Annotated in this window: 6 protein-coding genes; 4 read left to right on the top strand and 2 right to left on the bottom strand. The window is 67.9% G+C overall.

Annotated features, from left to right (window positions below):
- The first annotated feature begins 10 nt into the window (after positions 1-10).
- Complete coding sequence (locus ACFYOS_RS19240; protein WP_387143038.1) at positions 11-2,944, top strand: helicase-related protein; 2,934 nt, start codon at positions 11-13, stop codon at positions 2,942-2,944.
- Positions 2,944-7,086 carry an Eco57I restriction-modification methylase domain-containing protein gene (locus ACFYOS_RS19235; RefSeq protein WP_387143035.1) on the top strand — a complete coding sequence of 1,381 codons (4,143 nt, stop codon included), beginning with the start codon at positions 2,944-2,946 and terminating at the stop codon, positions 7,084-7,086. The genes ACFYOS_RS19240 and ACFYOS_RS19235 overlap by 1 nt, the downstream gene beginning before the upstream one ends.
- Before the next feature lie 330 nt (positions 7,087-7,416).
- Here the strand turns inward: ACFYOS_RS19235 and ACFYOS_RS19230 are convergent, their stop codons facing one another.
- Positions 7,417-7,617, bottom strand: coding sequence for a helix-turn-helix transcriptional regulator (locus ACFYOS_RS19230; protein ID WP_387143033.1), 201 nt, complete (start codon positions 7,615-7,617; stop codon positions 7,417-7,419).
- A gap of 424 nt (positions 7,618-8,041) precedes the next feature.
- Between ACFYOS_RS19230 and ACFYOS_RS19225 the strand changes: the two genes are divergently transcribed.
- Both ACFYOS_RS19225 and ACFYOS_RS19220 read left to right on the top strand, forming a co-directional pair.
- Positions 8,042-8,923, top strand: coding sequence for a helix-turn-helix domain-containing protein (locus ACFYOS_RS19225; protein WP_387143030.1), 882 nt, complete (start codon positions 8,042-8,044; stop codon positions 8,921-8,923).
- Complete coding sequence (locus tag ACFYOS_RS19220) at positions 8,916-9,110, top strand: DUF397 domain-containing protein (RefSeq protein ID WP_387143026.1); 195 nt, start codon at positions 8,916-8,918, stop codon at positions 9,108-9,110. The genes ACFYOS_RS19225 and ACFYOS_RS19220 overlap by 8 nt, the downstream gene beginning before the upstream one ends.
- 21 nt (positions 9,111-9,131) lie before the next feature.
- Here ACFYOS_RS19220 and ACFYOS_RS19215 read toward each other — a convergent pair whose 3' ends face one another.
- The gene (locus tag ACFYOS_RS19215; RefSeq protein ID WP_387143023.1) at positions 9,132-12,125 is read right to left on the bottom strand and encodes an N-6 DNA methylase; all 2,994 of its coding nucleotides are present in this window, start codon (positions 12,123-12,125) and stop codon (positions 9,132-9,134) included.
- Between the last annotated feature and the right edge of the window lie 326 nt (positions 12,126-12,451).

Raw genomic sequence — 12,451 nt, 5'->3', positions numbered from 1 at the left:
GAACAGCTTCATGACCACCTTCAGCGCCGGAACGCTGGTCTCCGCCCGGGGCCGCGACTGGGTCGTGCTGCCCGAGAGCGCCCCCGACATGCTGGTCCTGCGACCATTGGGCGGCGCCGACGACGACATCGCCGCCGTCTTCCCCGCCTTCGAGCAGGTCAAGAGCGCCGAGTTCGCCCCGCCTACGCCGTCCGACCTTGGTGACGCGTACGCGGCGGGCCTGCTGCGGTCCGCGCTGCGGATCGGCTTCCGCTCCGGCGCGGGCGCGTTCCGCGCGCTCGCCGGGATCGCCGTCGAGCCGCGCGCCTACCAGCTCGTGCCGCTGCTGATGGCGCTGCGGCAGCGGACCGTGCGGATGCTGATCTCCGATGACGTCGGTATCGGCAAGACGGTCGAGGCCGGCCTGATCGCCAGCGAGCTGCTGGCCCAGGGGAGCGCGACCAAGCTCGCCGTGCTCTGCTCGCCGGCGCTGGCCGAGCAGTGGCAGGCGGAGCTGCGCACCAAGTTCGGCATCGACGCCGAACTGGTGCTCGCCTCCACGGTGTCCAGGCTGGAGCGTGGGCTGGACCTGGGCCAGTCGCTGTTCGACAAGCACCCCCACGTGATCGTCTCCATGGACTTCATCAAGTCCACCCGGCACCGCGACGACTTCGTCCGCCACTGCCCGGACCTGGTCATCGTCGACGAGGCCCACACCTGCGTCGCCGCCGACGACAACACCTCAGCCCAGAACCAGCTCCGCTTCGAGCTGCTGCAACGCGTCGCCGCCGACCCCGAGCGGCACCTGCTGCTGGTCACCGCCACCCCGCACAGCGGCAAGGAGAGCGCCTTCCGCAACCTGCTCGGCCTGGTCCGGCCGGAACTCGCGGCGGTGGACCTGGGCTCGGAGGCGGGCCGGCGGATGCTCGCCCAGCACTTCGTGCACCGCAAGCGCGCCGACGTGCGCCAATACCTCACCAAGAGCGACGGCCTGGCCGACGACAGCCTCGCCGAGGAGACGGCGTTCCCGTCCGACCGGCACTTCAAGGATGAGACCTACAAGCTCTCGCCGGCCTACCGGGCGCTGCTCGACGACGCCATCACGTACGCCAGCGAGCGGGTGACCGCCGCGGACAGCCGGGGCCGGCGGGAGGCCCGGATCGCCTGGTGGTCGGCCATTGCCCTGCTGCGGTCCCTCGTCTCCTCGCCCCGCGCCGCCGCGCAGACCCTGCGCACCCGCTCGGCGACCGCAACCGCGGTCACCGCAGAGGAGGCCGACCGGCTCGGCGCCCCGCTGACCAGCGACTTCTCCGACACCGACGCGCTGGAAGGGCTGGACGTCGCCCCCGGCGCCGAGGCCGGTGGCGTGGAAGTCGACGCGGGCCGGCGGCTCGCCGAGCTGGCTGACCGGGCGGCCGAGCTGGAAGGACCAACGGACGACAAGAAGCTGGCGGCGCTGATCAAGCACCTCAAGGATCTGCTCAAGGAGGGCTACCACCCGATCGTCTTCTGCCGCTACATCCCCACCGCCGAGTACGTCGCGGAGCACCTGGAGGGGGTTCTCGGCAAGAAGACCGTGGTGCGCGCGGTCACCGGAACCCTCTCCCCGCAGCAGCGCCTGCAACGCATTGAGGAACTCGCCGAGGCCGCCGGCGATGACCCCGCCGCCCGCCGCGTCCTGGTCGCCACCGACTGCCTCTCCGAAGGCGTCAACCTCCAGCACCACTTCGACGCCGTCGTCCACTACGACCTCGCCTGGAACCCCACCCGCCACGACCAGCGGGAGGGCCGGGTCGACCGGTACGGCCAGAAGCGAGACGTCGTGCGGGTCATCACCCTCTGGGGGAGCGACAACGGCATCGACGGCAAGGTCCTCGACGTCCTCATCAGGAAACACCGGCAGATCCGCAAGGACCTCGGCATCTCCGTCTCCGTCCCGGACGCCGCCTCCCAGGGGGTGACCGACGCGATCGTCGAGTGGCTGCTGCTGCGCGGCCAGGAGCAGGAGCAGGCGAGCCTCTTCGACGTCGAGGAATACCGAGCCATCGACAAGAAGGCCGCCGCCCTGGCCACCGAGTGGCAGTCCGCCGCCGAGAAGGAGAAGACGTCCCGGTCTCGGTTCGCCCAGCACACCATTCGACCGGACGAGGTGGCTCAGGAGGTCGCCGCGATCCGCGACACGCTCGGCCGGGCCGCAGAGATCCATGAGTTCGTACGCCAGGCGCTCCGCGCGCTCGACGGCGTGCTGCGCGACCAGCCGGGCGGATCCGGTGACTTCACCGCCGACGTAAGCGGCACTCCGGCCGGCCTGCGTGATGCGCTAGCCCCTGCGCTCGGCGGCGACGCCGTCGAGGCGGGTCGCCCGGTACCGTTCCGAGCCACGGCGGCCGTCGCGCGTGGCGAGGCAGCCCTGGTCCGCACCGACCCGGCGGTGGTGGCCCTCGCCGGGTACGTCCTCAACGCCGCCCTGGACGACCAGGTCAGCGGCCCGCGTCCGGCCCGCCGCTGCGGCGTCATCCGCACCCGGGCCGTCGCGGGTCGCACCACCCTGCTGCTGGTCCGCTACCGCTTCCACCTCACCCTGCCGTCCCGGACCGGGACCCGGCAGCTCGTCGCCGAGGACGCCCGGCTGCTCGCTTTCGCCGGCGCGCCCGCCAACGCCACCTGGCTGCCCACCGAGGACGCGCTGCGGCTGCTCGACGTGCCCGCCGACGAGAACACTGACCCGGACTTCGGCGAGCGCACGATGAGCCGGATCCTCGACGGGCTGCCCGAGGTCACCGACCACCTCGAGGCGTACGGCGAGGAGCTGGCCGCCGAGCTGCTCGCCTCGCACCGCCGCGTGCGCAGCGCTGCCGGCGAGATCGTCCGCGGCCTGACCGTGACCGCGCAGAGGCCCGCCGACATCCTCGGCGCGTACGTCTACCTGCCCGCTTCCACCCCCGCCGCCGGAGGCAACGCCTGATGTCCGCCACCGCCCGCAACCAGGTCTTCTCCGCCGTCCACACGATCGGCGGACTGATCCCCGCCGACATGCTGGTCCGGATCGCCGAGGGCAAGGACGTCAGTGGCGCCAAGCCCGCCGACTACCGGGTGATCGGCTCCCGGTCGGTTCGTGATGACGCCGAACGCCACTGGGACTACCTCAAGTCGGTGTGGAAGGAGCTGCGCGAGAAGCTTCCGGTCGCCCCGGAAGCCGAAACGCCCGCCGACCCGACCGGCCTGGCGGTCACGCAATGGCTGGAGCCGCTCTTCGCGGAGCTCGGCTTCGGTCGGCTGACCGCGCTCGGCGCCGCTGGCATCACGTCGGACGACGGTGCCAAGACGTTTGCGATCAGCCATCGTTGGAACCACGTGCCGATCCACCTGGCCGCCTGGAACGCGGCTCTGGACAGGCGGCCCGCCGGTGGGGGCAGCGTACCGCCGCAGTCGCTGGTGCAGGAGCTGCTGAATAGGTCCGAGGCACACCTCTGGGGTGTGCTCACCAACGGCCGGCAGCTGCGGCTGCTGCGCGACTCCAGCGCGCTCGCCACCGCCGCATACGTCGAGTTCGACCTGGAGGCGATCTTCGACGGCGAGCTGTTCAGCGAGTTCGTGCTGCTGTATCGGCTGCTGCACGTCTCCCGCTTCGAGGTCGCCGAGGGCGCGGCACCCTCGACGTGCTGGCTGGAGAAGTGGCGCACCGAGGCGATCGACACCGGTGTCCGGGCGCTCGAATACCACCGCGATGCGGTGAAGAACGCCATCATTGCACTCGGCACTGGGTTCCTCCGGCATCCAGTGAACGGCGACCTGCGACGCACCCTCGACGTCAACAGCTACCATGCCGCCCTGTTGCGTCTCGTCTACCGGCTGATCTTTCTCTTCGTTGCTGAGGACCGGGACGCTCTGCACGCACCCGGCACGACCGAACAAACCCGGGAGCGGTACGCGAAGTACTTTTCCTCCGCCCGGCTGCGTCGGCATGCCCTCCAGCGTCGGGGCACCTCCCACGGTGACCTCTATCAGTCGCTCCGGATTGTCCTCGCCGCACTCGGCAGCGAGGAGGGCCGGCCGGAGCTGGGCCTGCCCGGTCTCGGCGGGCTCTTCGATGACACCGAGGCTGACTCGCCGTTGCGGGACCGGTCGATCGCCAACGCCGACCTATTGGAAGCGGTGCGTTACCTTGCCCGGGTCCGCGACGTAGGGTCTGGCCGTTGGCGCCCTACGGACTACCGCAACATGGGCGCGGAGGAGTTGGGCTCCATCTACGAGTCGCTGCTGGAGTTGGTGCCCAAGCACCAGGCGACCGATCGCACCTTCGACCTGGTCGACCGCGCGGGCAACAACCGCAAGAAGACCGGCTCGTACTACACCCCCAGTTCCCTGATCGAGACGCTGCTCGACTCGACGCTCGACCCGGTCCTTGACGACGCGCAAAAGCGCGGAGAGGCGAAGGCGACCGCTGCGGGCGAACCCGACCCGTCGCGCCACATCGTTGACGAACTGCTAGCACTCACCGTCTGCGATCCCGCCTGCGGCTCCGGCCACTTCCTCGTCGCAGCAGCACGCCGTATCGCGAAGCGGGTCGCCTCCGTCCGGGAGCGCAACCCGGAACCGACGGTCGACGCCGTCCGAGACGCCCTTCACGAGGTCGTCCGCCGGTGCGTGTACGGCGTCGACCTCAACCCGATGGCGGTCGAACTCGCCAAGGTGTCGCTGTGGCTCGAAGCCCTGAAGCCCGGACGGCCGCTCGGTTTCCTGAACGCGCAGATCAAGCACGGCAACGGGCTGGTCGGCGCGACGCCGGCGCTGCTGCGCGACGGCATTCCGAGCAAGGCGTTCAAACTGGTGGAGGGCGACGACGCGACGTTCGCAAGAGCGTTGGAACGGCGTAATGAGCAGGAACGTCAGGAGCATCCCGGGTTGTGGAAACTCGGCGTGGACGTGAGCCTCACCAACACGGGCTTCGCCGCTGATCTGAACCGGATCGTCGAGGTGCCGACCCGCACCCTGCGCGACGTGCACCGGCAGGAAGACGCCTACCTGACCTGGGCGACGTCTCCGGGCTACGAGCATGCCAAGTTTGTGAGTGACGCCTGGTGTGCGGCGTTCATGTGGCACAAGAGCAGCAAGGCCTTGCCCGCCATCACGCACGAGGTGTTCCGCAACCTGCAAGCTGGGGCGAAGCTGCCCGAGGCGGTCCACCGCGAGGTCGAGCGGCTCAGCGAGCGGCACCGCTTCTTCCACTGGCACCTGGAGTTCCCCACCGTCTTCGTCGTGCCGCAGGACAGCGTGGGTGTTGACGTCGACCCAGCGACCGGTTGGGCGGGTGGCTTCTCGTGCGTGCTCGGCAACCCGCCCTGGGACAAGGTCGACTTCGAGGACAAGAAATACTTCAGCGTGGTCGACCCGGCCATCGCCGCGATCTCCGGCACTGCTCGTCGTGCCCGTATCGCGCAGTGGGCGGAGGAGTTCCCGGAGGAGGGCGAACGCTACCAGGCCGAGCGCCGCCGGGTGAAGGGCACCTTCCACTTCGCAGGGGATTCCGGTGCGTTCCCCCTCTGTGCAAAGGGCCTCACTGTCAAGGGCGTCAACTCGCTCCAGACGGACCAACTCTTCACCGAGCGGTTCGCCTCGATCGTCGCACCGCAGGGTCGGCTCGGCTGCATTATCCCCACGGCCATTGCTACGGGCGCTGGTGCCCAGCACCTGTTCAGCGGCCTCAGTGGGAGTGGCCGCATCGCATCCCTGTACGACTTCGAAAACCGCAAGCCGCTCTTCGTCGGCGTGCACTCCAGCTACAAATTCTGCCTGCTGTCGGCGACCGGCCGCCACCTGAGCGAGCCGTCAGCACAGTACGCCTTCTTTTTGGAGGATGCGACTGATCTTGATGACGCAGACCGTGTATTTGCCCTTAGTTCCGGCGAAATCAGCCTCATTAATCCCAATACGGGTACGTTACCCATCTTCCGCTCTCGCCGAGACGCCGATCTGACTGCGGCCATCTATAGTCGTATCCCCGTCCTTTGGAACGAGCGAGATCGGCGTGGCAATCTGTGGAGCATTACGTTCAAGAACCACTTCAACATGACCGACGACTCCGACCTCTTTCGTACGCGCGAGCAGTTGGAAGCCGAAGGTTGGCAGCTGCACGGGAACGTGTTCATTCGAGGTAATGAGCGGATGCTTCCGCTCTATGAGGCGAAGATGGTCGACTTCTACAACCATCGTGCCGCTGACGTCGTCAAGAGCTTGACTGCTCTCAACCGCCAGAATCAGCCGCGTTACCTCACTCCAGCGGAGCTACAGGACCCGTCACGGTTTGCCCTCTCCCTGAGTTGGGTCGCTGAGAGCGGGCTGATTCCGACATGGAGGAGCGGGAAAGCAGTCGGCGTACCTGGTGTGGATCAGCGCTTGAAGGATCTGGGATGGGGGCGGGAGTGGCTCTGCGGATGGTGCGATGTCACCGCCTCGACAAATGAGCGAACCGCCATCCCGGCGTTCCTTCCTCGCACAGCGGTAGGGCACACCTACCCCCTGATGCTGCCCCGTGTCTCTCCGGTTCTGGCCGGTGCACTTGTTGCCACCCAGAGTTCCCTGGTCTTCGACTTTGTCAGCCGCCAAAAGATAAGCGGCGTGCATATGGCTCTCATGACGTGGAAACAACTGCCGGTGCCCACTCCCGCAACGCTCGAGCCGCACACCCCGTTCATCACGCCCCGCGTCCTGGAGCTGGTGTACACGGCCTACGACATGGGCCCACTCGCCCGCGACCTCGGCGACACGGGCGCTCCGTTCTGTTGGGACGAGGGCCGGCGTGCCCGGATGCGCGCCGAACTGGACGCCTATTTCTTCCACCTGTACGGAGTGTCGCGGGATGACGTGGACTACGTCATGGAGACCTTCCAGACCGAGAACGGCGGTCTGAAGCACAACGACATCGCCAGGTACGGCACCTACCGCACGAAGGAGCTGGTCCTCGCGGAGTACGACCGTATGGCTGCTGCCGGGGTGAGCCCGACTAACTCGCTTGTGGACGGTGAGAACTACACGTCAACTCTCGTCCCGCCGCCGGGGCACGGTCCTCGGCACCAGGCCAACCCGGTCCCAGCAACAGCGGGATAACCTCTTCGCGGTCCGCCCCAGGAGTTACTTCCTGAGGCGGGTATCGCGCTTATGAATCTCGGTCCGAGGTATCAGCGACGAAGACGCCGACACCTTGTCGCCCCTCCAGGACGCGTGCCCTCGATGAGGAGGTCGACCGCCTTCCTGACGGTGACCCTTGAGGTCTCCTACCGTCGGCCAGATCCTTGGCCGTGGGCCGCTTGTCGCCGGGCTTCAAGATGCCGGGGTCAATCTCGGCCTGGGTCTTTCGCCGGATCCTCCGCCACAGCGGCTCGTAAGGCGCCAGGGGGAGTTCATCACAGCCATCGGTCGATTTTGCAGCCGATGTGCCTACTCTTCCGCGTCCTGGAGATCCGGCCGGTGATCTCTGATCCACCGCTCCACGTCCTCGGCTTGCCAGATTCGCCCAACCGACAGGACGGCCGCCGGGTCAGGGAAGGACTTCGAGTTGGTGATTTGGTAGGCCCGCGTACGGGAGACGCCGAGCATCTCCTGTACCTCCTGGCTCGCCACCAGCCGAAGCTTCCCCATGTGACGACGGTAGGAGCATGCGAACTGAACATCTGCCCCCTGTGTAGATGCTCTGTTCATACGTACAGGAGCGTGTAGGCTGTGCACCTGTTCACCCAAGGGTCGAAGCCACCACGGGATGGGAGGCGCATGGGCAGGCGGTGGAAGTGGTTCTTGCGGCCGGGGCGTGTTGCAGTTGACCTGGTCGGGCAGGTCGTACCGGATGGCGACGTGCCGGGGCGCGACGGTCGGCCGGGCGCACATGACGTCGTACCTGATGGCCGGGTGACCTCGCGGTGCGACGGCGCGGTCGTCTACGAGCGGTCCGAGCGGCGGCGGGCGGCTCCGACGCGGAAACGGCGCGCGGACCGCTACGACCCGCGGCCGTCCGGCCAGCGGACCGCCGGGCAGCGTCGGGGAAGCCCGGCCGAGGGGCGGGGATCGGATGGCTGAGGACATGGGGTCAACGGTGCCTCGGCGGCAGCTCGGGCGGGCGCTGCGGGAGCTGCGGACCCAGGCACGGATGACGCTGGACGGTGCGGCGGACGCGCTGCACTGCAGCCGCCAGAAGATGTGGCGGATCGAGACGGGCCTGGGCGCGGTCCGCGGCCTCGACGTGCGGGCCATGTGCGAGCTGTACGGCGCGACCCCCGAGCTGACCGCCGCGCTGACCGGCCTGGCCCGCGAGACGAAGGCGAAGGGCTGGTGGCACCCGTACGGCGACACCATCCCCGACTGGTTCGAGCTGTACGTCGGCCTGGAAGCCGCCGCCGGCCGGCTGCGGGAGCACGACGACACCCTGATTCCCGGACTTCTGCAAACCCCTGGCTACGCGTCCGGCGTCTACCAGCACCGGTCCGGCATGACCGACGAGGAGTGGGAGCGCCTGGTCGAGGTGCGGCTGCAACGGCAGGCGCTCCTCCGGCGACGACTGCCTCCTCCGCCCCGGCTCGACGTAATGCTGTCAGAGGCGGTGCTGCTGCGCGTCGTCGGTGGCCCCGCGGCGATGGCGGAACAGCTCCGGCACCTGGCGGAGGTTGGCGGGCTGCCCCACGTCTCCATCCGGGTCGTGCCGCTGGCCGCCGGCCTGCACTTCGGTGCGGTCGCCGGATCCTTCGTGATACTCGATTTTCCGCTCGGCAGTCGCATCGAACCCGAGCCGTCGGTCGTCTACAGCGAGTCGTTGACCGGCGCGCTGTACCTCGACCGGAAGGAGGAACTGGCCGCGTACGAGCGGATCTGGGCGAGCCTCGACTCGCTGGCCCTGGACGAGGGGCAGTCCCGACAGTTGATCCTCAAGATGTCCGAGGAGGTCCACCATGGCTGACCTGACCGGCGCTCACTGGCGCAAGAGCACCCGCAGTGGCGACAACGGCGGCAACTGCATCGAGGTCGCCGACAATCTGCCCGGCATCGTCGCCGTACGCGACAGCAAGGACCGCAGCGGCCCGGTCCTCGTGTTCACCGCCGGCTCCTGGGTCGGCTTTGTCCGTGCGCTGCAGCAGTTGCGCTAAGGCTGTTTGCGGCACGGCACGTTAGCGGAGTATCTCCAGGACGATCGCCTCGATCTCGGGCGTGGCAGGGTGTCGCGTGAGTTCGGCTCGGACCTGACGGCGGAGGGCCACGAAGTTCACGCCGTCGGCGAGGCGCAGCCCGGCGATAGCGTCGTACTGCTGCCGGCCGAGCTCCGCGAGACGCTGGTGCGTCGGGTTCTCCGCGCCGTACATCGGGATGGGCAGATTCCACAGGTGCTTGTCGATGTGCCGCTCGTCCTTCCCGTAGGACATCAACGGACGGGCGAGCACCGTGAGGGCGGGGCTGTTGAGAATCGCGCTGAGGTAGTGGCCTTCGGCTCGCGTGTGAATGGCGCAGTAGTAGAGGCCATGCTCGATGAACGCAGCCGGGTCTTCGACGATGGCGGCGGTTACGTGCATGCCGGATGCGGCGTAGGCCAGCCGGAGCGACGGCGCGGGAAACTGCGCCGTCAGTTTACGCCGGAAGTCGAGCTGCTCGGCCAGGCTGAGGCGGCTGCGGCGATGAGTCTTCCAGACGGTTTCCGCCTGCTGCCACCAGTCTGCGAGGCCAGGGTGGTGGTCGAGCCGAGGATCGGCGGCGGTCAGCAGCATGGAGCCGTCGAGCGGAAGCACCGCGTGTTTCGGCGACAGGATCCGGTACGGCAGCAGGCTCTCGCCGAGCAGCACGGGCCGGATGAATTCCGCCTCCACGACGCCCTCCAGAGCGGGCAGGTCTTTCCAGGGCGGATTCTCATAGTTGCTGCGCGCCGAGCGAACGGCGCGGCGGCCTGCGCTGAGGCCGAGCGGCCCTCCGGAGTCTGCTTCGACGAAGAACAGGAGCTTGGGAAAGATCGTCGCGCCGTTCTTCACGTGCGGCTTGTATGGTGACTCGGCGTGGGACGCCTGCTCCTGCACGAGGTCAACGCGCTCGCGGTGGACGGAGGCTTCGACCTGCTTCCACGACTTGGCATCGGCGGGAAGGTGTCCGGTCCAGCGCTCGGTCACCGAGGGTAGCCGGCGGTAGGTGCTCAAGGTGGCGCGGTTGCCGAAGACGACGCTGGCGCCTCGCGGAAAGGGGTGAGGGCGTAGGCGCCGCAGGTCCCAGGAGCCGGTGAAGGCGACGGCAGCGGGCTCGACCTCGTCCTTATACCACCCGCTGCGGAAGCCCTCGAAGTAGTCGCGATCAAGTACGGCGTTGGGCAGGACAAAGGCGAACGTCCCGCTCTCTTTGAGGTACTGCTGGATCGATCGCGCGACGAAGAGGGCGGACAGGTCCTGGTGCGTCGCGAACTGCCGGCCGTGCCACAGTCCGCGGTCGTGGGAGAGCTTCTTGAAGCTCGCCTGCATGTCCCCGGGCATGTGGCGGTAGGAGAGCCACGGCGGGTTGCCGACCAGAACGTCCACCCGGTTTTCGTCCTTGGCCAGCCAGACGGGTCGGGCGAGATTGCGGAGGTAGTAGCTCCAGATGTGGTCGCGGCCCTCGTCGTGTAGCCGGCACATCGCCTCGAAGGTGCCGAGGATCATCGGCTGGTCGTCCGGCGCGATCTTCATCCGATGGAAGAACCCCGCCAGCGACGGTGGACTGTCCGCATCTCGCGGTTTCGCCGCCATGCTGGCGAGCTTCGCGACGATCTGGTCGAAACGGCTCGGCTCCTTGAGCAGGTCTTTCGGAAAGCGGAGCCAGTCCTCGACCTCGCTCGCGTTGTAGCCGGCGCTGATCCGTACGTGGTCCTCCGTGAAGAGGTCCCGGCGTTCCCGCCACTGGATGCTGTCGCCGAGATACACCGGGATGGTGATGTCCTCCCGCTGATCGTTCAGGCGCTGGTGCCCGATGGCGAGCAGGTAGGTCACCCGTGCGAGCGCTACGGCAACGGGGTGGAGGTCGACGCCGATCACCTGATGGGTTAGCCGGGTCAGCGCGGCGTCAAGCGGAACGCCCGCCGCCTCGGCCGCGGTGAGGTACCGGCGTACGGCGTGGAAGAGGAAGGTGCCGGAGCCGCACGCGGGATCCAGCACCCGTTGCCGCAGGGGATCGGCGACGACGGTGTCGACGAGGTGCTCGGCCAGCCAGTCCGGTGTGTAGTACTCGCCCATCCGCTTGCGCGTCTCCGCGCCGATCATCGACTCGTACAGCACCTTCAGGATGTCGTGGTCGGCGCTCGCCCACTCGAACCGTGCCAGTCGGCGGGCGAGTCCGTGGATGAACTCCCGACCGCCGGCCACTTCCGTGGTCCAGCCGAAGAAGTCGTGCTCGACCACGCCGAGGATGCCGGCCTGGTCAAACCGCTGCCCGGTGATCAGATCCTGCGGCTGCAACTCCATGACGTCGATGCCGACGACCAGGTGCGCGATGATGTGCGCGCTGTTCATGAGCAGCGTGTGCTCCACGAAGAGGTCCGGGTCGTCGACAAACTGCGTACCCAGGGCGCTGTCGAGCAGTTCCGCCCACAACTGTCGCTTCAACCTCACGGTCGGCGACTGCTCGTGCTCGTCGTAGAGTGCGGCCAGCGCGGCGCGGTCCAGCTTGTGTGACGTGCTCGCCGCCCCGAGCCGGCGGGCCACCTCGGCGGGAGTCGGCCGGACGCGCTGGCTCGTCGCCAGAACGCCTTCCAGCCAGTAGAACAGCGCCAGCCCGTCGGGCCGTGCGGCAGCGACGGCGTGGCTGTCGACCAGGGCAAGGCAGCCGGCCCGCAGCTGGTAGGCACGCCAGGTGGCGCCGTCGGTGAGGATGCCGACGTACCGTTGCCCGGTCTCCTGGCTCCGCGACCGGACATAGCCTGCCAGTTGCTGCTCGGCCTCCTGGAGCGCCCGGCCGGACTGGAGCCGCTTCTTGACCTCGATGACAGTGAAGCCGACCTGGATATCGATGCGTTGGCGATGGCCCGCCGGCGCTTCGAGGTCGACGTCGAGTTCGTGCTCGAACAGTCCGAAATCGCCAGCCAGCAGGAGCTGTCGAATGTCGGCCTGGAGGGTTGCCTCACTACGAGGAGCCCGGCGATCTGCGATGCGCGCCAACAAGGGTTGCAACGAAGGGGGGAAGCCTTCGGATGCACTCACCTCTGGCGTGACTGGTTTGTGGCGGCTCCGGCTTCCGTTGGGCGTACCGTCTGAGCGGGCCATACACCAGTGTGGATATTGTGAGCAGCTAGATCCAAGAGGTCGGGGAACTACTGTCAGATTCTCGACAGCTACCAGCCGTAACGGCTTCTCGTTGGACCTGGAACGGATACCGTCGGGCAGCGTTCCGCCCCTCCTACACGGCCCGGCGTCGCGTCACAGTTTGCTGGTCCCGCCGGTAGGGTCGCACTCACCCCTCGTCGGCCGATCATGCAGGAGAGCAT

Origin of the sequence: Micromonospora sp. NPDC005806 (assembly GCF_042871425.1) — a bacterium.
In the GTDB taxonomy this organism is placed as follows: Bacteria; Actinomycetota; Actinomycetes; order Mycobacteriales; family Micromonosporaceae; genus Micromonospora.
This window is presented reverse-complemented; position numbering and strand designations above follow the sequence as displayed.